The sequence below is a fragment of the Paenibacillus sp. sgz302148 genome, assembly GCF_056120465.1.
Map to the genome: position 1 here is coordinate 1 of NZ_JBVYOJ010000042.1, position 19,707 is coordinate 19,707.

General features: G+C 45.1%; 17 protein-coding genes and 2 pseudogenes. 2 read left to right on the top strand and 17 right to left on the bottom strand.

Features of this window, described 5'->3' with window-relative positions; translation table 11 throughout:
- Nucleotides 1-1,205: 1,205 nt before the first annotated feature.
- From AC0LWM_RS31825 to AC0LWM_RS31835, 3 genes are all read right to left on the bottom strand, one after another.
- Nucleotides 1,206-2,270, bottom strand: coding sequence for a DUF1835 domain-containing protein (locus AC0LWM_RS31825; protein ID WP_474679069.1), 1,065 nt, complete (start codon nt 2,268-2,270; stop codon nt 1,206-1,208).
- 657 nt (nt 2,271-2,927) lie between these two features.
- Nucleotides 2,928-3,389, bottom strand: a complete 462-nt coding sequence (locus tag AC0LWM_RS31830) for an NUDIX domain-containing protein (protein ID WP_474679070.1) — start codon at nt 3,387-3,389, stop codon at nt 2,928-2,930.
- Nucleotides 3,390-3,593: 204 nt separating this feature from the next.
- A complete protein-coding gene (locus tag AC0LWM_RS31835; protein ID WP_474679071.1) occupies nt 3,594-4,220 on the bottom strand; it encodes a histidine phosphatase family protein in 627 nt (208 codons plus the stop codon).
- A 332-nt stretch (nt 4,221-4,552) separates the two neighbouring features.
- Between AC0LWM_RS31835 and AC0LWM_RS31840 the strand changes: the two are divergent.
- A pseudogene (locus tag AC0LWM_RS31840) lies at nt 4,553-5,041 on the top strand (IS110 family transposase); the annotation flags it as partial.
- A gap of 1 nt (nt 5,042) precedes the next feature.
- On the opposite strand, the pseudogene AC0LWM_RS31845 reads toward AC0LWM_RS31840, so the two are convergent.
- The 4 genes and pseudogenes from AC0LWM_RS31845 to AC0LWM_RS31860 form a co-directional block, all read right to left on the bottom strand.
- Nucleotides 5,043-5,156, bottom strand: a pseudogene (locus AC0LWM_RS31845) (MerR family DNA-binding transcriptional regulator); the annotation flags it as partial.
- Nucleotides 5,157-5,214: 58 nt separating this feature from the next.
- A complete protein-coding gene (locus AC0LWM_RS31850; protein WP_474679072.1) occupies nt 5,215-6,153 on the bottom strand; it encodes an ATP-binding protein in 939 nt (312 codons plus the stop codon).
- A gap of 19 nt (nt 6,154-6,172) precedes the next feature.
- Nucleotides 6,173-6,619 carry a TipAS antibiotic-recognition domain-containing protein gene (locus tag AC0LWM_RS31855; protein WP_474679073.1) on the bottom strand — a complete coding sequence of 149 codons (447 nt, stop codon included), beginning with the start codon at nt 6,617-6,619 and terminating at the stop codon, nt 6,173-6,175.
- Nucleotides 6,620-7,353: 734 nt separating this feature from the next.
- Nucleotides 7,354-7,746 carry a dihydrofolate reductase family protein gene (locus AC0LWM_RS31860; protein WP_474679074.1) on the bottom strand — a complete coding sequence of 131 codons (393 nt, stop codon included), beginning with the start codon at nt 7,744-7,746 and terminating at the stop codon, nt 7,354-7,356.
- Nucleotides 7,747-8,357: 611 nt separating this feature from the next.
- Between AC0LWM_RS31860 and AC0LWM_RS31865 the strand changes: the two genes are divergently transcribed.
- The gene (locus tag AC0LWM_RS31865; RefSeq protein ID WP_474679075.1) at nt 8,358-9,395 is read left to right on the top strand and encodes a helix-turn-helix domain-containing protein; all 1,038 of its coding nucleotides are present in this window, start codon (nt 8,358-8,360) and stop codon (nt 9,393-9,395) included.
- 81 nt (nt 9,396-9,476) lie between these two features.
- On the opposite strand, the gene AC0LWM_RS31870 is transcribed toward AC0LWM_RS31865, so the two are convergent.
- The 10 genes from AC0LWM_RS31870 to AC0LWM_RS31915 form a co-directional block, all read right to left on the bottom strand.
- Complete coding sequence (locus AC0LWM_RS31870) at nt 9,477-10,232, bottom strand: class I SAM-dependent methyltransferase (RefSeq protein WP_474679076.1); 756 nt, start codon at nt 10,230-10,232, stop codon at nt 9,477-9,479.
- Between the two features lie 207 nt (nt 10,233-10,439).
- Entirely contained in the window at nt 10,440-10,955 is a 516-nt protein-coding gene (locus tag AC0LWM_RS31875; protein WP_474679077.1) for a pentapeptide repeat-containing protein, read from the bottom strand.
- A 76-nt stretch (nt 10,956-11,031) separates the two neighbouring features.
- On the bottom strand, nt 11,032-11,196 hold the full coding sequence (locus tag AC0LWM_RS31880; protein ID WP_474679078.1) for a hypothetical protein: 165 nt from the start codon (nt 11,194-11,196) through the stop codon (nt 11,032-11,034).
- Between the two features lie 337 nt (nt 11,197-11,533).
- Nucleotides 11,534-12,172 (bottom strand): hypothetical protein, encoded by a 639-nt coding sequence (locus AC0LWM_RS31885; protein ID WP_474679079.1) that lies wholly within the window; start codon nt 12,170-12,172, stop codon nt 11,534-11,536.
- 555 nt (nt 12,173-12,727) lie between these two features.
- Nucleotides 12,728-13,687, bottom strand: a complete 960-nt coding sequence (locus AC0LWM_RS31890) for an NAD(P)-dependent alcohol dehydrogenase (protein WP_474679080.1) — start codon at nt 13,685-13,687, stop codon at nt 12,728-12,730.
- A gap of 43 nt (nt 13,688-13,730) precedes the next feature.
- Nucleotides 13,731-14,372 (bottom strand): DUF2306 domain-containing protein, encoded by a 642-nt coding sequence (locus AC0LWM_RS31895; RefSeq protein ID WP_474679081.1) that lies wholly within the window; start codon nt 14,370-14,372, stop codon nt 13,731-13,733.
- Nucleotides 14,373-14,375: 3 nt separating this feature from the next.
- Complete coding sequence (locus AC0LWM_RS31900) at nt 14,376-15,017, bottom strand: hypothetical protein (RefSeq protein ID WP_474679082.1); 642 nt, start codon at nt 15,015-15,017, stop codon at nt 14,376-14,378.
- 37 nt (nt 15,018-15,054) lie between these two features.
- Complete coding sequence (locus tag AC0LWM_RS31905; RefSeq protein ID WP_474679083.1) at nt 15,055-15,324, bottom strand: hypothetical protein; 270 nt, start codon at nt 15,322-15,324, stop codon at nt 15,055-15,057.
- 167 nt (nt 15,325-15,491) lie between these two features.
- Nucleotides 15,492-18,257 carry a winged helix-turn-helix domain-containing protein gene (locus AC0LWM_RS31910; RefSeq protein ID WP_474679084.1) on the bottom strand — a complete coding sequence of 922 codons (2,766 nt, stop codon included), beginning with the start codon at nt 18,255-18,257 and terminating at the stop codon, nt 15,492-15,494.
- Nucleotides 18,258-18,379: 122 nt separating this feature from the next.
- Nucleotides 18,380-19,372, bottom strand: coding sequence for a phosphotransferase enzyme family protein (locus AC0LWM_RS31915; protein WP_474679085.1), 993 nt, complete (start codon nt 19,370-19,372; stop codon nt 18,380-18,382).
- Nucleotides 19,373-19,707: the final 335 nt, after the last annotated feature.

The following is a 19,707-nucleotide window of genomic DNA, read 5'->3' on the forward strand; positions in this document are numbered from 1 at the left end:
AAGTATCTCGATATGAAAGAGTACTACGATTGGCGAAAGACCCAAAATCCAAAAGTACCTGTGTAATCCTAAACGAGGATTTTACACACAATATTGGACTTGACCCAAAGATCATCAACCAATAAAAAAAGTGTAGAGAATTAATTTTAATTTTAATGGAATTTTAATGGAAAGAATACTGAATTTTTATTTACAGAAAATTTATGGCGACCAATATAACAAAAACAAAATACTAGACGATTTTCAAAATTTTATCACAACAATGAAATGAATGAATGAATAGAATATTATTTGAAAGAAATGATTCCAAGAATACCAATGGACGATTTCATAAATAATTTAATTAATTTGTTACGGAAATAGTTGTTAAGCGAAAATTGGTCGGGTGTGTTGTTCTCTAATATTCCTCTGTACAATTTCACAAAACCCGTATTTTATACATATGTCAATAAAACGGCTTTAGCCATTTATATATATGATTTTCTATGGCTTGTGTCACAATCGATCGTTTTTTTATTATTTATTTTCTTTCACTTTCCATCCGATCTCTTCAGCACCGCCGCGTTTGAAATCTTTCGGCTTTACGACCACTTTCAGTCCGTCGCTTAGGTAATGAATTCGAAATGCTTCAGCTTGCTCTGAGTGGTAACTTGGCTTAAGTTCAATTCGTCATGCAGAATCAAGCCGTCTTCGTGATTAGTGCCAGACGTCATCACTTGTCCCTCCTTGTACATTTCTGACATAATTATTCTATGATAGAACGACTTCTCTACTGACCATAAATTTACTCCCGTTGTGTTATCCAACCCCATTAGTGAGGCTTCCAAACGATTCCGCGGCAGCCTCGTGATGTAGTTTATTGAACAAACGTGTCCCGTTAGTTAAACGACTATCATCATTTTTTGTTTTTACCGCCTCTTTCAAAAAGAAAAAACAATAAACATACACCACCTACACCGAATAGGATATAGTAGATGTTTCTAGGTACGCCTAAGTCATTATGTAGATAGTCAAAAAGAAACATCCAAATAGCTAAAACTAAGTATTTCATCCAAGTCTTCAACTAATTCAGTCCCTTGTTACAAGTTATAAAACATTGTTCCCTAGTGACCTATTTCATAAACTGCCCGTTACTTCAACGAAACCAGGGAGCAGATTGCCGCGGTAATCTGCTCCCTGGTTATTCAACTAATGTATCCGTTAGCTTAACGAAGTCTTACGCTGTAAAACCTCATCGCTGGTACACCTTTGATTTCCAATTTGGTTTCCAAGGACTGATTATAAATAAGCTGTCTCAGTCGGTATTCTAAATAACTATCAACTACGTGATAATCGCAGTGTCTGAGCGCTGCGCCGATTACTTCTCCAGCCTTAATAAAGTCACGATTCGACCTGTCGGCATGTAGCTTCTCTATAGTCTTCAGCAAATGGAAATCGAAAAAATTCTCATCAACGTTTTGGATCCTTCCTCCATCCCAAATACGCAATACGTTATGCTGATTAGCAAGCGATAACCATTCATGCTCCATGAACTTTTTAGTTTCGAAATCTATTGATCCGTTGTCCTCGATTTCCCCGAAAACATTCTGAAGTTTTTCCGGAGGGACTTGGCCCGCGAATTTGATATGTTGATCGGAAGTATTAAACCTTCTTTCGCAAGCTTCCACGGCATTAAAAACAAATGTTTCATTTTGTTTTTTCCTTAGCAAATAAAGTGCATACCGCAACCCTATCTGTTCGTGGGCATTATTCCCACTCCATATCACAATGGATGCTTCAGCCGGGATATGGTCTATTTGCTCCATTATTCTTTGATGGTAGGTATCGTAATCATCATCTAAGTTTTGTCCAGTTATGATAATTAAATCCAGATTGATGTGGTCTCTGAACCACTCAACTCTATGCGCTCTTCCAGTTTCCTCATGAAGCTGCCATAGAGGTCCAATAGAAAATTGATCTCGAAAACTTACCATTTTGTTTGAATTCTCGATTCCCAGTTGCCTTATGACATATTTCAAAGTTTGGGCAAAAGCATCACCAAAAACAATATGCACTTTCGTGGCAGCATCATTCGGTTCCCATATCGAGATCCGATTATTAGGAACTAGCAGCTTCTCGTATAGGTCCTTCAAGTTTTTATATAGATCTATTTTTGCATTACTGTCCCTTTCAACCCTATCCAGTTGTAACTTGATGTTCGTAATAAGCTGTTTCGCTTCTTGCATTGAAAGTCTATGGATTGCCTTCCCTATTTCTAAGTGCTTTTCCAAAAGCTATGACCTGCCTCTCGTTTAATATTTAGCGTATACTTCATTAGAAGGGTGGGTATTCCGTATTCCGTATTCCCTGTTTCAACAAATCCTAGCCATCAATCATGATTTTAAAAACTCCATAACTGAAATTGCCATTTCCATCGTCATAATCCATCATAAAGTTGTCCCACGTTATTTCTCTAAATTCCACTAACCAATCCCCCCCAGAAAATCTTTTCTAAATTCCAATATTAATTCTACAGATATTGGAAGTATCCTGCCAGTTAGCTTAATGAATCGTGCTAATAGTACATGCTGCTCAGCGCTGAATCGGTACATTTTCTTGCCCAAAATCGACAATCAGTAAAAGTTCTTGTCACGCCAAAATGACAAGAACTTTACCGATAAATATTAAAAACCCGCATCAGAAGCGGGTTTCATTCGGTATATTTTCTTGTCACTCGACATCAATAGAACGGTATAATTGCTTGACAGCCTTTTATTCCACGCAACCGAATCCATTTCTTTCGGAGCCCATGCGTCCAGTTGAATGGAGGTATAATCCGCAGTATTTACCGAATGAACAGTATCAGAGAATAATTTTATAGCACCTTTACAATCATCGTGACGGTAGTTGCGTATTTTCATTCCATTTCCAAACATAAGATATATTGTTTATTTTCGTTTTTGTGGATAACTGATTTCTCGGCTCCACGATTCCAATTCATTAAAAAAATCAATTATACTAAGTAATCCCGATGCCCATAAAAAAGCTCTGTCCACTTCCGATAGTTCATTTAGTGACATCCACCGAACTTCTGATAAAACATGATTTTTCACATCTTCTTCTGGATCATATCCTAAAGACGGTATTTGGTCACCTATATCTACATAAAAAGTATAAAAGAAATTCTCGTTGTCATACGGGTCTACATATTCACTCGTTTTCTTTATAATTAATCCTGAAACATTACATTCTTCCTGTAATTCTCTAATGGCGGCTTGTTCAGGCGTTTCGCCATTTTCAATGCCACCGCCTGGGCTGCAATACCATTCATCGTTTTCATGCTTGTGCTTAACCATTAAAACTTTCCCATCACGAACAACTAAACATTGCGCTCTGCCTTTATATCTCATTCCAAATCCCTCCGAATCATCGTGTCTTTCATATACTGGGAATCATTGTGAAATCGTATGATAACAGACTTTCCTTCGGTGTAGCCAATTAACAGATTGATTTCGGAATCCTTTTTGAGTAGGTCAACCGTACAGACGACAGCATCACACGCAGAATCGGAAAAGCTGCCGCACCAAACGTCTATGCCGCCACTATCGTATATATTAGTTTAATAAAGACAAATGAGAGGAGTCATTAAATACCTCTAAGACATTCTGGTTAAAACCGTTACGAGTCAATACAGAAATGCTAGCTGGTGATGCAGAAAAGTATGCAGTTCCTAGCATCTGTTCGGAAAATTGTAGCCACCATGCAGTTATATAGGCTAGGGTTCCACCATGGGTTACGATTAGTAAGTTCTTCTCATTCGTATCAAATAGTAACTCCAAGCAGTCACAAACTCTCCTATAAAACTGTCTCCAAGTCTCACCATTTTGAAATTCTTGATAGTCCAAATCAAAGCTACTGCCTGTTCTCGGATTTCTATTAGCTCTCGCCCATTCTTTTGTTTTACCTGTCGCAATACCAGTGTTGATTTCCCGAAGTTCCTTGTTTATGTTTACTTGAAGTCCCAGTTGTTCCCCTATGATCTCTGCTGTCTGTGATGCCCTCAATAAATCTGAAGAATAGAGGATGTATTCACTACTGTCTAAACCGTCTCTCAGTTTTTTTGCGATAATCTCAGCCTGTTTTCTTCCTAATTCTGTGAGCGGCGTATCTGTCCATCCCCCTGACATTTCATTTATATGATGCTCTGACTGGCAATGTTGCACTAAAATGATCCGTCCCATACCATACCATCTCTCCTCCGATTAATATTGTAGCTTAATACAACAATCCAATATAAGGAATTTCTATACAGTTATCCAATTATCCTGCCCGATCGTATTATGAGGTCACCAGAACTTACTGGTCGACCTCCTTTTTGTGTGGTCATATGATTGTAGCCGGGGATCGAACGTTTCTGCCCGTGGGACTCGGATCCCGAGAGCTATTCCGTTCATCCCCCCTACTTGTTAAACCATGATTAGGCTAGTTGGGGCGTTGACCCCGAATCACATGCGATAATGTGGACGACAAGAAGGTTAGGGGCTGCCGGCGAATACAGATTAGGAGTGGTTGAATGAATCCCGTCATCGGGTTGGATATTTCCAAAGGAGAAAGTCATGCACAAGCTTTTACAAATCGAGGAATGCCACACGGTAAGACCTTCCGTTTTGAGCATGATCTTGAGGGGCTAGCGTCTTTCCTACGATATGCACAGGAACTTGAGTTCTTTACAGGACTGCGTCCTGCCGTCGTGTTAGAAGCAACCGGGCATTACCATAGCCCCGTCGTTCAGTTTCTGGATGAACATCAGTACTTGTACATCGTTATTAATCCATTGATTTCACATCAGGCCAAAAAAACCAACTTACGTAAGGTGAAAACGGATATTGCTGACGCGTACCAACTAGGGGAATCGTACTACAAGGAAGAGTTGGAGCCTTATAAAAAACGCGGCCAATATCTGATGAATTTGCGCTACCTGACACGGCAGCATGAGGCTTTAACGGATATGTATGTGCAAGCGAAGTTGCAGTTTCAGGCGGTTCTAGATCAGGTCTTTCCGGGTATCCAGCGGCAGTTACAAATTCAGGTGTCAAAAGACCTATCTCATCATAGTGGTGAAGCGTTCGCACACTTACTCCCACTAATTTTGATACTTGTTTTACTTTGTAACTCATTATCTCTACTCCTTCCCAAGTGATTTCGTAACGTTAGAGTCAATAACTATTTTAACAACTATTTTCCTACTTCTTTTTTTGCTTTTTTACTTGAGTTTACTGCAGTAATAATGTCATTTAGTTTTACTTTGCATGTATAACCTTCCCTTTCAAGAGCCATAGAACTTGCATTAACAATTACGTTAAGAATATCTCCACCTGAAAGCCCTTCTGTTTCAATAATTATGCACTCCCAATCACTTTTTGAAAGTTCTATGGGAAGTTTTTTAGGAATAAGTTTTTCAAAAAGTGCTTCTCTGCAGCTTTTATCTGGCAACGGCATTTCTATGTGTCCAAGAATGCGTCTAACAAAGGCAGAATCATAGTTTGATGCGAAGTTAGTTGCAAAAATAGTTATGCCGGAGAAATTGTCAAGCTCCAAGAGCATCACTGATCTACTGACATTCACCGCATGGTCTGTGCTTTGAGTTATATTTGATAATCTCTTCCCAAGGATAGAATCTGCTTCATCAAAGAATAGTACAGCATCTGAATCCTTCGCCTTTTGAAAAACCGCCTTAATATTTTTCGGTGTTTCTCCAACAAACTTGGATTCTACTTCTGCATAGTTTACCCTAATAATGTTCCTATTAAGCTCATTTGCTATAGCTTCAGCAGTAAAGCTCTTCCCCGTTCCTGGAGGACCATACAAGTTTATTGCAGTACGTCCTCCTGTTGGATCAACTTCCTGTAAACCGAAATCCCCATATAATACGTCATGATATTTAACCTTTGCAAGCAAGCTATCCAACTGCATTTTTATTTTCTTCGGAACAACCAAATCATCTAATTTACGCTTCGGCTTTTCAACAGTGAACATATCCATCCTTTTATTTATATCGTTTTCTATTGATCTCTGATTTTGTATCCCTAGTGGTGGTACAAACCTCTCCTCTGATTGCGACCTAAAATTTTGTCCATGTTCACTTGTTGTATTTACATTTGTATTATTATCCATTTCAATCTCCTTATTTTAGTTACTCCTGTAGAATTTCATATTGGCTTTCCAACCATCTCAACTCTAACTCATCAACATAACAACTTATGGAACTTTGAAGAAAGTCTGGGAGCTCAGGATTTATAGCTTCAAAAACTTTTCGGAAATCAGGATCATTGCAATAAATCTCACCTAGTCCCCTTAATACCTCTAAAGACGGCTCGTAAAAGTATTGTAAAAACTGATGCCATTTTATTAGAAGTTCCTTAATTTCTTGCCTCTCAGTTCCGTATTGCATACTGTCTGCCAATTCCTGAAATATTGAATTACACTCGTCTTTTATCTGTTCTTTTTTCTTCTCTTCATAACTATTCCAAAGCTCAGTGGATTGTCTAACCCTATCTTCACCCCAACGGTTCATCGCCTGGTTTTCATACTTCGTTTGTTTTTCGTCAGTTAACTTATTAATTTTTCTATTTTTCTTCATATCCTTCACTCCAATTAACTTGATTCTGCAGCACACTTAATTTTAAATTATTACTTTCCCTGCCTATCTTATTGGCTCAAGAATATTAAACACTATCACGTTACGTGAGAGTCAATAGCTTTTTGTCTTTAAAATATCTCTTTTGCCAAATGGTCAAACCCTCTCAGCAAAATCGTACCTTGCATACATCTCAATTTTCTACAGAAAAATAACCCTTGGAAATGCCGTCAATAAGCCATTTCCAAATTGCAATCATTATTTTAACTTCAGCAGTGCGACTGTTTCGAACCCAACAATTTAAGCTCCAACCAACACTGCCGCTCGACCCTCTGCTTTACCACTAGCGATGATACGGTTCACCGTAAAGTCTCTATACAAGTATAGTTTGGCCACAAGTTTATACTTGAGTAAAAATGAAGAAGCCACTCCTTGCAATGGAGTGGTTTATTTGGGTAGAAAGTGAAATATAACTACTGTGGTCATCTGAGATCGTCAGGAATGCTTTAGCTTAGAGTAAGTAAAAACGCTAAGTCGGTCACCTCCGAAGGCTTAGCGTATATTTTCGTTAAAATGTTGGCGGGGCCCCGTATCCCGTTAGGTTAATCGTCACTCCCATAAATAACTAATGAATTGAAACACGCCCATTAATAATAAGGGATCCTCTGACTGCCGCTACAGCCGGAGAATCCCTATTAAAGTAACGTGCCCTTTAGGCCGCTGGGTCAACCGCACAACTAAGCTGGAACGTAGGTCAACCTAATTACCTGCTCGCCAATTCGATCGCTTGCCACGAGGCGCAGCGGCGGCTGCGGACCGGCGAAGAACGGCTTGCCGTGACCCAGCACGACTGGATGGAGATAGAGTCGATACTCATCAACGAGACCGAGCTCCGTTAGACTGTGCGCCAACTCCGGCCCGGCAACTTCAATTTCCCCTTCATGCTGAGCCTTCAGCCCACGTATGGCCGCTGCGAGGTCGCCCTCGATCAGAGAAGCGTTCGGACCGACGGACTTTAACGTCCTCGACACCACCCACTTCGGTTTGCTTTGCCACGCCGCTGCGTATTCCCGTTCCGGCGCATCCCATTCAATATAGTCTCCGTCCCAATACCGCATGGTCTCGTACATGCGGCGCCCATACAGGCAGCCCGCCAAGCCGCGCACGTCGTCGATGAAATGACGGAATAGCACGGGATCGGGTTGAAATGCNACGGCGCCCGTACAAGCTACCCGCCAGGCCGCGCACGTCGTCGATGAAATGACGGAATAGCACGGGGTCGGGTTGAAATGCCATGTGGTCGACGAACCCGTCCAGAGACTGGTTCAATGCGAAAACGATCTTTGCCATGCGACTGACTCTCCTCCCTGGTTTTCTCGTACATTCATCATCAGGATTACTTTGCAGCCTCCTTTATGTCTACATTTTATCATCCAACAGCATGCCCGGTTTCTCATGGATTGCTAATGTGTACTGTCCTGGCCCGATCGAATAGAACTTTAGTTTAACGAAGGATGGTAAATCTTCCTGTTACTTCAATGGAAAAGCAGACTGCCGCGGCGGTGAGACAACTTCAAATCACACACTTACCCAATATATACATAACTGGCTAATAGACTGCAAACTCGAACAGAGGTTGAGACGAATCAAAAAATGCGTTATTGTGCCTATTTTTTTATTGTGGTGTAATCAAAGCGTAGATATAACATCGAAATATCAACAAAAAAAATGGGGGTAAGATATGATGAATGGTATTGGTGACAGACTAAAGGAATTACGCAAGAAAAACGGTCTGACTCAGGAAAAGCTGGCTGAAAGTTTAGGTGTTTCCTACCAAGCGGTTAGTAAATGGGAAACCGGTGCCGCGTCACCAGACCTGTCACTTATTATTCCACTTGCAAGACTGTTTCATATCAGCACGGATGAACTTTTAGGATATAAGGCGGATCGCCGAGAGGAACTGGAAAAGCTGTATTTTCAAGCGAGGCTTGGTCATGAAAGACTCAAAATATCCGAAGTTGCATTGAAGGAATATCCGCATGACCAACCATTTTTAGATAGACGCGCCTTCGATGAGTACTATTGTGCTGTTGATATTTGTGCTGAAGAAACGACGGATGAGGCGCAGAAACGGGAGTATTTAGAACGTTCGGTCAGACACTTCAAGGCACTTATTGACGAATATCCCGATACCAACCCCAGTTGCTTTTTTATCCAGGCGCTTTCTAAGCTCGGACGGTATGAAGAAGCATTATCATATGTTCAAAAACTACCGGATGTCCGAGACAGGGATAGTATGCTCGAGTATTGTCTGACGGGTGAAGAGCTGCTCAAACATCGTCAGCATATGACCGATCAAGCTATGTTAACGTTTATCAGCAGGATGGTCCGCTATGAAAGTTATGCTAACCTTCAGGCGGCAGAGGATATAATCAATCTGATTTTCAGTGACGGCAATTATCTTTACTATTATGACAGCTTAGTGATGATCTACTATTGTCGGGCAACGCTCCTTGTCGCTGAAAATCGATATGACGAGGCGGTGGAAGCAATGCGTAAATCGCTTCAATACGACAAGCAGCACAGGAAACTGGCTGGAAGAGGAAACATATCCTTTACATCGCCGATATTTGACAGATTGGTATACGATACATCTGTTTTATCCACCATTGCCGGACAAAAACTCGGGCAAAGACTCCTTGAAAGAAATGTGTTTGATGTACTTCGTGACAGAGAGGATTTTATCGCGCTAGAGCTTCCAACAAATAGCCGAGAGTGATGCTATTCACAAGTGACAAGTACTATCAACTCCAGCAAATCGGTTTTAACTGCCGCTGTTGTCATTGAACTAACGTACCCTTTAGCTTAATGGAGTCTCTTTTTGTCCCGTTACGATCCTAACTGGAGGGAAAATCGTCCAGTGCGGTCCGACGATTCGCACTTGGACAGCGCCGAGCCGTTCGAACACCTGTGCATACTCTCGTATGAACTGGAAATCAAGAACGGCGAAACGACCGCCGGTCTTCAACACACGCATAATTTCGCTTAAAGCCCGGTACCGCTCCTCAGAACTAGAAATGTTATGAATGGCCAAACTGGAAACAACGACATCGAATTCGTTATCCGCAAACGGCATGCTCCTCGCATCGCCGTTTACGATCTCCACCCGTTCGGCCACTCCTTCGATAAGGGAGTTTCTTCGCGTCGCGTCGGGGTTGTTCCCCGACTGGTCCTGTTTGTTCCAAATATCGACGCCGACTGCTTTTCCCGTGGTTAACTTGTGGGCAGCCGCGTTTAGCACAAGGCCCCGTCCGCACCCGACATCCAGGACCTTCTCGTCGCCGCGAAGCGCAACAAGATCAAGTAACCTTTCTCGCTCGCGAAACTTTCCTATTTTGCTGCTCCATATCATGTACAACGCCTCGGCCGCCACGACCAGAAAGGAAATCACGCAAACGAGTCCAATCACTATTCCCAGCCATAGCAGCTGTCTCGGAAAAATAAAAAAAGCCACGACGCCAAGCAGGAGAAATCCGGCACCCATCAGCAAAAGGTTGCGTACGACGATGGGAGCGTCGATGCCATAGTTTCCCTGCCGTTTTTTGAGTTGATCCATTTCACACACCCCCGGAAAAGATACGATCGTAATATTTTATTGAACCCAAAATTGTATATTCCACAAAACTGCCAGTTAGCTGAACAGGCTGCCGATCGTGCCGGCAGCCTGTTGTCATTGTACTATCGTTCCTCGTTAGCGTAACCAAACTTCGTTATTTAGCGGAGTCAAAACAACACAGCTGCCGAAGCTGCCGCTCTTTGTTCTTTATTTGTTATGGAGTAAATCAGTAATTAAGATACCATTTATTTTTAATCCTGAAATGTCACATGCATTTATTTCAACATTTGATAAATCACAATTATTAAACTGTCCGTTTGACAGGTTACAATTATGAAAACTTACTGGTTTATATTGTCCCTCGGGATTGTAGTTTCCGTCTCCTTCTTGAGGAAGAACCACATTATGAAATTCTGTTCCAAAAAGATGGACATGGTCAATAACAGCGTGGCTAAAGTTTGCGTTCGAGATATTAATTCCACCCATATTAACATCATTCAAAGACATATCACTCATGTTTACGTTATTAATTTTTGTCTTTGCCAAGCTGACATTATCGATATCAAGCTCCTCAGCTCTGACCTCCTGCCACTTAGACCCTGAAATATCTGCCCTTTGCAAATCCAACGGTTCCACCTTTAAGCTCATCTGGTTATCCTCCTTATTAAAATGAATTGCTCTCTTTACTTCAACGTGCACCCTAATATTTCCTGCATTATCCATTAAACTAACCTGCCCGTTAGCTGAATAGCCTGCTGAATTTTCCAGCAGGCTGCGTAATTGAATCGTACCTATTAGTTCAATTTCTTCTTGCTTTGGGATGCGCCAACGGCGGCTCCCAGAGCAGTGCCGATTGCGACGCCGACAGAGAAGTCATCGAACATGATCCACATGCGGCTCCTAATGCAACGCCGATTGCCAGCCATAAGCCCATCGCATTAGCAGACTTTCTGTTTTGATCCATCTCTCTTCCGCCTCCAAAATATACCGATCATCAGCTTCCTGTAGTGTAATTTACCAATTATTGCAACCGCGCAATCTACTCCATGAGTTGATTGCAGATGAATTTTCCTGCCCGTTAGCTCACGATTATCGTCAAATTGAAAACTGGATCGCCGATGGGACCATTTGGTTTTGAATTCATTGACGTAAACCGCCTGTTAGCCGAGCTTAGGGTTACCTTTGGCAAGCCCAGGACTTAAAATCACACTCAATTCTTGGTAAGCTTATCCTTCCATTTTTGACTCGTGGCAATTTTATGGTTGAAATGATTCACGGATTTGCGCCATGCTGTGTGAGTTTCATGCTTTCTCTCGCCGTTCCGACCAGAGCGCATATCCCAGCCATGCCAGACCTAACCCCATCGGCACCGCCGCTATCCGGTCGAGCGGATGTGGGAGCAGCGTAGTTGCAAGAGCTCCCGCGATCCCTCCGAAGGCGAACAGGCCAGCCGCCCAGCGCGACAGGATGCCGGCACGGAACGTCGCGATGCCAAACAGCAGGCCGCCGAGCAAATACACTACCCCTGTTAACGTATATACCACTGCAAGGGCTCCGAGGTTCAACTCGCCGGCTGACCCACTGGCGAGCGTTAATAAGCTCTCCACAAACTTCGGTGCCTCGGTCGGCAACAGCGGCGAGATAAAAGCTTCGACGAATTGAAAGCCCATTGTGAGTGCATAGAAGAGGCTAAACATGAGATAGCCGGCCAGACCAAGCCAACCCGCTTCTTCCACTTGCCTGGCATAGATCCCCGCAATGCCGTGCAGACCGAGGAGGCACATGGCGATGCCTAAGTAGTGGACGATTGCCCATCGACCGGTGTTGACTGACGAAAGAATATCAGCCGGGTGAATCATCTGAATGACTATGAAAAGGATCCCTGCTAGCATAGCTGATAAACCTGCGAAACGGATTAGTTTTGATACTGTTAACTTCATTTTTTTCTCCTTCGAATCAGGTATTTGCCGAACCACTGCTGTCTGGCGACCAATGGAAGGCCGAGATCACGCACTTTCCTCAGCAAGCCATGTAAATCGGCCTATTCGACCACCGGGCATCAAGGTTTCCCTTGAGGCGAATTTCGTAGAGTCCAGGCTCGTGATGGCCCTCCGTTTGTACATTTGATTCACTCATTTTGTGCCTCCTTCATGTTCCTCCTATGGATGCATCTCCACGCGTTGCATGTGTTTCTTTCTATATCAAAAGATACACGTTCATGTGGTGAGACGGCATCACCACATGTGGTGATTGATGTGGTGATTTTTTCAATCAACTACGATACAAGAGAACCAGTTTATTAGAGGTTTTATCAAAAAAAACCTAAGCGATTAACGCTTAAGCATGAGTATGGAAGCTTGAAGATGCTCACTCGGATCTAGCAAGCCGGGAGCCGAATCGTCGCTGGGTTCTTATTTATTTACATCACGGAATCCAGGCTGAAGGCCGGTAGACTCACTCTTTCGAGTAGCTACCGGCTTATTTTTAGTTGGTTGTTAAAATGTTATCACGACATTGCCCTTCTTATGGCCTTGATCAACATACAGATGCGCCTCGGCGGCTTGCTCCAGCGGGTAACACCGATCGATGATTGGTTTCAGCTGACCCTTCTCATAAAGTTCCTTGAGAAATTCCAGTTGCTCCGTGCGCTGGGCTGCATTCCCGCCAATGACTTTTTTGCCTGTTGTCATCAAGTAGAATGATCCTAGAACCTCTAGCCCTACCGTAAGGTAATATCCTTTAGACACGAGCAGGCTTTTGCAAGCTGAGAAGGTCGTTTTGTAAACCGTGTCAAAAATAATATCGTACATTTTACCATTTTTCGTAAAATCCTCTTGTGTGTAGTCAATGACCTTATCTGCTCCGAGCGATTTGACCAAATCTATGTTCACGGTACTGCATACCCCGGTTACTACTGCCCCGAAATACTTGGCAAGCTGCACGGCAAAAGTGCCTACACTGCCCGATGCGCCAATGATAAGAACCTTCTGTCCGGGCTGGATGTTGCCTTTCTGGAGAAAATACAGGGCGGTATTCGCTCCAATAGATAAAGTGGCCGCTTCCTTATAGGTCATATTTTTCGGTTTTGTCACCACCACCCCATCTTCTGGCAAACATTTATACTCGGCGTGAGCACCAAAATTCACCTTCATTGTGGACGCAAAAATCGGGTCACCCACCTTGAACCGTTTAACTGATTTGCCGACGGCTTCTACTTCTCCTGCAAGCTCCATCCCGAATATCGGATTTTTGGGCTTTCTGAAACCCAAGGTGATTCGGGCAGGGAGCCAAGCTCCGGCAGGAACGTTAAAACTACGCATTCTGGTGTCACCAACGTGTACGGGAGTCGCATGTACTTTGACCAATATTTCGTTATCTTTGGGTGTAGGTTTCTCAACTTCTACGAGTTGAAGTACCTCTGGTGACCCATATTTGGAGGCTGCAATGGCCTTCATGTGTATTCCTCCTTCTTGATCGAATGGATGGGTCTTATAACTGTCATGAACCAACGGAGGATGCCGTACGGGCTGGAGGGGCAGGCCGCTTGCGGATGGTCCATTCGGCCGCGCCGAGGTTGATCACCCAAGCCGCACCCATCAGTAGATCATGGCTGAGCTCACTCGGCGGACCGATGATCCATTCCCCGATCAACAGGGTCAGCACCTGCGTGCCCGCGCCAAGCCCGATCGCGAAGCCACGTATCATCCATGCGCGGTGCCGGATCACGTTCCCTCGCCGGATCGAGGCAATGCCTAGGAGGATGGACACGACCATGGCCGACCCAAACAGGAGCCTAAAAACATAAAGCAGTTCACCGGTACCCTCCTTGAACGGATAGAACAAGGTCATCCACAAAGCTGAAAGCCCAACGATCAGTCCGCATAGCACCAAGAGCCCACCAGCCGCGCGGTGCCAGCTGGGCCAGCGCCGCCGGAAGCCAGCTGCGAACTGGAACGGACCCAAGACGGTATACACGGTGAAGCTCAAGATATGCAATACCACCGGCAAGGGCGATGCAGAGAAACGTGCGTCCGCAGGCATGATTTCCGCGCCGCCGACGAGCTGAGTTAGGCGAAGGACGCCGAAAGCGAGCGGAATGACGCTCAGCAAGAGGAGTATAGTCATTAGCCACTTATTCATCATTCAACTCCTCAGACGAGACCAGAGCGCATAGCCCAGCCAGGCCAAAGCTATCCCCACCGGCACCGCAACTTTCGGCTGGTGTTCGGGCGGAAGCAGCGCTGCCACGGGAGCCAACACGGATCCGACGGCAAGCAGACCGGCCGCCAAGCGCGGAAAGACGCCGGCACGGAATGTCGCGATGCTAAACAGCAGACCGCCGATCATATACAGAAGCCCAGTTAGCGTCCATAGATTTGCGAGGACTCCGAAGTTCGTCTCCCCGGCGGAGCTGGTGAAGATCCCCAAGAAGCCCTCCGCAAGCGTCGGCGTCTCAGTCGCCAACAGCGGCAAAATAGAGACTTCGACGAAGGTAAAGTGCGCTGTGAGCACCCAATTGAGGCTATACAGGAGAAAGCCGACCAGACCAAGCCACCCCGTCTTCTCCACTTGCCTCACATAGAGCCCCGTAATGCCAAGCAGGAAGAAGAAGCACATGGCGGTGGCCAAGACGTGGATGATTGCCCATTGGGTAGTGTTGACTGACGAAAGAATGTTAGGTTGATGGAACAATCCAACAACCACGTATAGTATCCCTGCCGCCATAGCTGATAGACCTGCCCAACGGATGAGGCTCGAGGTTGTTATTTTTCGATTCAAATTCATGTTATTTCTCCCTTTTCGAATCATTATTAGTGGAGTCTTAGTTGACACCCGGACTGTGCGTCTGTTTGGGATCAACCTGAATGACCGAAACTAGTGGCAGACCGAGATCTCGCACTTTCCTTAGAAAGCCATGCAATGCAGCCTGATCGACTACTGGGCCAGATAGGATGGTTGTTCCATCGCTTTCGTGGGTGAGACTCAGACCTTCAAACCGTTCTGCCCACCTTACATCAAGATGTCCTTTACAGCGAATTTCGTAAATTTCAGGCTCGTGATGGTCATTTTTCGATACGTGATCTCCGCTCATTTTGTGCCTCCTTCATGCTCCTCATATCGATAAAGATAAACGTCAATGTGGTGAGTCAGCATCACCATATGTGGTGATAAATGTGGTGATTTAATTTATCGGAGGGTGTGCAGGAAATAAAAAAGCCCGGCAAAATTGCCAGGACAGGAGTGGTGGTTGCAGGTTCGCTATAATAAATCGAGTTCCTTAGCGCGGCGGACCGCAGTCCGACGATTATTAACCTCAAGCTTGTCATAAATATTCTTGGTATGAGTCCGTAGGGTGTTCAACGATATCATAAGATCGCGGGCAATATCTGGGCCGCTCAAGTCGGTTCCGAGCAACCGAAGCACGTCACGTTCACGTTCACTTAGTGGCTCAGTCAGCGGCTCGCTCAGTGACTTGCTTTGCGGTTCGCTAAGCGGAATGCTCAGTTGCTCACTCTTAACAGGCGCTGTGCCCTCAGCGTTGCCAAAGGCCGTCAAGAGTCGACGGACATATTTCGGGGCAATCCCTTGGTTCAAGGCGGCTTCCAACAGGGCCTCCATCGAACGGCCTTCACCCAGAAAGATACGGACATAACCTTCTGGCTCAGCCAGATGCAAGGCGCGTTCCAGCGGCAAAAGTGCAAGAGGGTTGTCGCCTTTCATATAACTGGCAATAGCCTGCAGAACCAGGATTTCGATTACGCTTCCCGTCCTGCCGCCTTCTTCCGCCGCTTGGAGAAGGCGCTCCAGGAAACCCATCGCATCAAGCATGGTGCTGTCTGTACGCTTGTCCTTATATCGGGCCAAGTGTACTCTAGCCAGGGTGATGTGCTCGAATTCGCGTAGGTAGTGAAGGTCGTCCCGAGTGGACAAGCCCTGCTCCCGTGCCCAGTCGAGGGATTCTCCCAACCTGCCCTGCAAGACCCACACCCGTGTCTTCAACGCCGCTATAGGTCGCACATTCGGAAAGAAGTCACTCACATACAGCTGTTCTGCCTCACTCAGCAGATTGAGCGCACTGTCCAGATTTCCTTGGGCTTCCTCTATTCGAGCCATTGCAACGCGCCAACGAAACCGATTTTGTGGGATTCCAGAACGCTCGCCCTGCTCTTTGCTTTTCAGCAGGTGTGCCGTGGCGGCATTCAAATCGTTAAACTCAAGGTAGAGCTCACTCATTCCCACATACATGTCTGCCGTTCCCCGCATTTCGGGCTCCCCCTGCCCCGTCGCAATCTGCAGTCCCCGCTCATAGGTATGCATGGCTTGGCGGAGCCCGCCTTGCGCAATCCGTATTTCAGCCAGAGCGATTGAACCATTGATGGCGTCAGAGATAGCCCCGGCCTGCTGTACATTTGCTATCCCTTCGGCAAACATCCGGTGCGCTTCCTTAAGATTTCCTGTCCTCCAGGATGCGAGCCCCAGGATCGCAGTTGCCGCTCCACGCGGAAGATGGTCATTCTCAGGTACGAGCTCTAGAACTCGACGAGCATATTTCATCGTGCCAAGAATATCACCTAGCACGAGGGCCATTCCGGCTCGGTACATCGCAATCGAAGCTGGGAGACGGCGAAACTCCTCTTCGTCCACGACGACCATTTCAGCTAATGGGGCCACCGGTTGCTCACGAGCGTCAGTCATTGTCTCCAGCCAACGTTCGGCATCTCGCAGCCTGTTCTCCACTTGTTCTAGTTCACCGTTTGAAAGTAACATCCCGGCATACCCAACACTCAGCACAGGTCTGCATTGGATCAACCCGTCAGGGATTGCTCTAAGCCAGCTGAGCGCTGCAGACTCCTGCCTATTCGTGCGCATAACTGGAATAGACAGCTCAACCAGGTCGGCCGCTCGCTCGAAATCCTCAGCGGCTAATGCGTGGTGGATCGCATCAGCCGCTGAGCCACGCTGCTCGTACCACATGCTTGCGCGCCGATGCAGAATCACGATCTGGTCAGGCTGATCCGCCATCAAGTGTGCAAAGAGAACCTCACCGAAGAGGTGATGATAGCGATACCAGTGGCGCCTGTCATCCAGCGGGACGACAAAGAAGTTGCCCCGCTCCAAGGACTCCAGCCGCGCGTTCCCATCTTCCTGGCAGGTGACGGCATCGCACAAGGGGCCATGCAGCCGCTCAAGAATGGAGGTCTGAAGCAAGAAACTTCGGACATGGTCGGGCTGACGCTGCAAAACCTCTTCGACCAAATAATCGACAATGTACCGATTGTCTCCAGCAAACGCCCGAATGAACGCAGGAATGTCTTGGCGTCCCTGCAACGAGAGTGCTGCCAGCTGAAGTCCCGTAACCCAGCCTTCGGTACGGGAGTCCAGCGTCATAATCTCGTCGGCCGTTAAGCTCAAACCCATCACCTGGTTGAGGAATATGACCGCTTCGTCGGGAGTAAACCGCAGGTCGGCAGCACGCAACTCGGTCAATTGGCCTCGAGCGCGTAATCGGCTTAAGGGAAGCTGCGGATCTTCACGGGTAGCGATAACAAGATGCATCTGTGGCGGAAGATGCTCAAGCAGGAAGATGAGGGCATCGTCAATCCATTTGACACCAACCGCATGATAATCATCAAGCACAAGGACAAATTTAAACGGGAGGGCTGAGATTTCATTAAGTAGAATCGTTAGAATCGATTCAATGGACGGGGATTGTTGAGAATCGAGCGCACTAAGCACGCCTCCCCCAAAATTCTCCGTAATCGTCTGCATAGCAGCGACTAGGTGATTCAAGAAGCGTATAGAATCACTATCCCCTTCATCTAGTGACAGCCAAGCGACAGGTCGATCGCAACCAGAAACCCATTCGCTGGCCAAAGAAGTCTTGCCAAAACCGGCGGAGACAGAGATGAGGGTCAGCTTGCGGTCCAGACCCTCGTTCAACCGCTCGATCAGGCGCGGCCTCCGAACAACTTTTGTTCGTGGCTGGGGTATATATAGCTTGGTAGTTAAAATGGGTGTATTCATAAATCTAATATATCACTGTCCTACAGATTTTAGCGAATTGAATATTTCGGGGTATATAAAAAACGGTTGCCGAGGCAACCGCATTGCACTATCGTCTCCAGTTGAAACCTCCATAATTTTCATCAAAACATAGTTATTAAATTATGTAACATTTTTTCCTTTATAGAATGATAATACACGATTCGATTAATTGTTGAGTGGACTTCGCTGATACCCATTTTTCTATCTTCTTCATCTGTACATTCAATCATCAAAGCCCTTTTTATATTATATTCAAGCCACTCAAGCCAACCAAAGCCACTGCCGTACAGCGTTTCCCAATCAATCAGAACATTCCCATACTCTTCATGATAGGATGCGATAAACGCCTTTAATAACTCAAAATTTATGCTGCTACGCTCAAAGCCAGACCAACTTAAAGCCAGTGAAAACATATCCCAAAATGGATTTCCATAATCAAGACATTCTAAATCAATAATAAGAGGATTTCCATCCACCCACAAAACATTTTTGCTGTCCATATCGCCGTTGGAGATACAGGTGACAGCCGGTACCTTTTTTAGTGCCATATTAAATTCTTTTTGGCAAGAGTACAAGATTGCTCTACAACTATTTAGCTTGCCTGCGATTTCTGTACACTCTGTATTTGCCGTCGCAATATAAGCGTCCCAATCGATACAAATTTCATCTCTGACAAATGGTTTCTCAAACTGCTCAATTTTGTGAATTTTAGCTAATAGTTCACCCACTATTTTACAGTGTTCCTTTTTTATTTCATCCTTTTGGAACACTCTCCCTTCAACCCACGGAAAGACGTAGTAATATTGATTTTCGATACACTGCATTTTGCGGCCATTTATCTCCATTGCCGGAACAATGGGAATTTTGTTTTCTTGCAATACCCGTTCTAAACTCTCTGCTCTTTGATAGTTGTGGAATACATCCGGCCTTTTCATAATTGCGGGATTTAATAGTTTTATTGCATATTTTCCTGTAGTGGTCTCTAAACAATACATTTTATGCATATAACCACCAGAAACCCTTTGTGGTTGTAGTTGGAAAGAGCCTAAATTTAAATCGGCCAATAATTTATGGAATGTAGCACTATAGTCCAATTTAGATACACCGCCTGATATAAATTTCTTCGTTCCGCCCTTCCGGAGCCAGTTTTATGATTTGCGCAGACCAGCCACCCAAACATTACCAAACACTCACGAAAAATGAATGGTAATAAACTCATATAATAAAACTGCCCTATAGATAAATACAAAAATAGCAGCTGCCGCGGCATATCTGCTCCCTAGTTATGTTTCAACTAACCTGCCCTTTAGTTTAACAAAAAGTGGAGCAGCTGCCGCGTGAACAGCCCCCCGTCAAGTAGACAGTATAAAAATCAAAATCAATCAAGCGGCCTTCGTCCTGAACTCCATCGGACTGAGGCCGTTTAGTT

Bases quoted from the DNA above. Each gene is read 5' to 3' on its own strand.
- AC0LWM_RS31890 (WP_474679080.1), bottom strand. From the start codon at position 13,687: ATGAAGGCCATTGCAGCCTCCAAATATGGGTCACCAGAGGTACTTCAA.
- AC0LWM_RS31850 (WP_474679072.1), bottom strand. From the start codon at position 6,153: ATGGATAATAATACAAATGTAAATACAACAAGTGAACATGGACAAAAT.
- AC0LWM_RS31885 (WP_474679079.1), bottom strand. From the start codon at position 12,172: ATGAAGTTAACAGTATCAAAACTAATCCGTTTCGCAGGTTTATCAGCT.
- AC0LWM_RS31905 (WP_474679083.1), bottom strand. From the start codon at position 15,324: ATGAGCGGAGATCACGTATCGAAAAATGACCATCACGAGCCTGAAATT.
- AC0LWM_RS31865 (WP_474679075.1), top strand. From the start codon at position 8,358: ATGATGAATGGTATTGGTGACAGACTAAAGGAATTACGCAAGAAAAAC.
- AC0LWM_RS31835 (WP_474679071.1), bottom strand. From the start codon at position 4,220: ATGGGACGGATCATTTTAGTGCAACATTGCCAGTCAGAGCATCATATA.
- AC0LWM_RS31880 (WP_474679078.1), bottom strand. From the start codon at position 11,196: ATGGATCAAAACAGAAAGTCTGCTAATGCGATGGGCTTATGGCTGGCA.
- AC0LWM_RS31855 (WP_474679073.1), bottom strand. From the start codon at position 6,619: ATGAAGAAAAATAGAAAAATTAATAAGTTAACTGACGAAAAACAAACG.
- AC0LWM_RS31860 (WP_474679074.1), bottom strand. From the start codon at position 7,746: ATGTACGAGACCATGCGGTATTGGGACGGAGACTATATTGAATGGGAT.
- AC0LWM_RS31830 (WP_474679070.1), bottom strand. From the start codon at position 3,389: ATGAGATATAAAGGCAGAGCGCAATGTTTAGTTGTTCGTGATGGGAAA.
- AC0LWM_RS31910 (WP_474679084.1), bottom strand. From the start codon at position 18,257: ATGAATACACCCATTTTAACTACCAAGCTATATATACCCCAGCCACGA.
- AC0LWM_RS31875 (WP_474679077.1), bottom strand. From the start codon at position 10,955: ATGGATAATGCAGGAAATATTAGGGTGCACGTTGAAGTAAAGAGAGCA.
- AC0LWM_RS31895 (WP_474679081.1), bottom strand. From the start codon at position 14,372: ATGAATAAGTGGCTAATGACTATACTCCTCTTGCTGAGCGTCATTCCG.
- AC0LWM_RS31870 (WP_474679076.1), bottom strand. From the start codon at position 10,232: ATGGATCAACTCAAAAAACGGCAGGGAAACTATGGCATCGACGCTCCC.
- AC0LWM_RS31900 (WP_474679082.1), bottom strand. From the start codon at position 15,017: ATGAATTTGAATCGAAAAATAACAACCTCGAGCCTCATCCGTTGGGCA.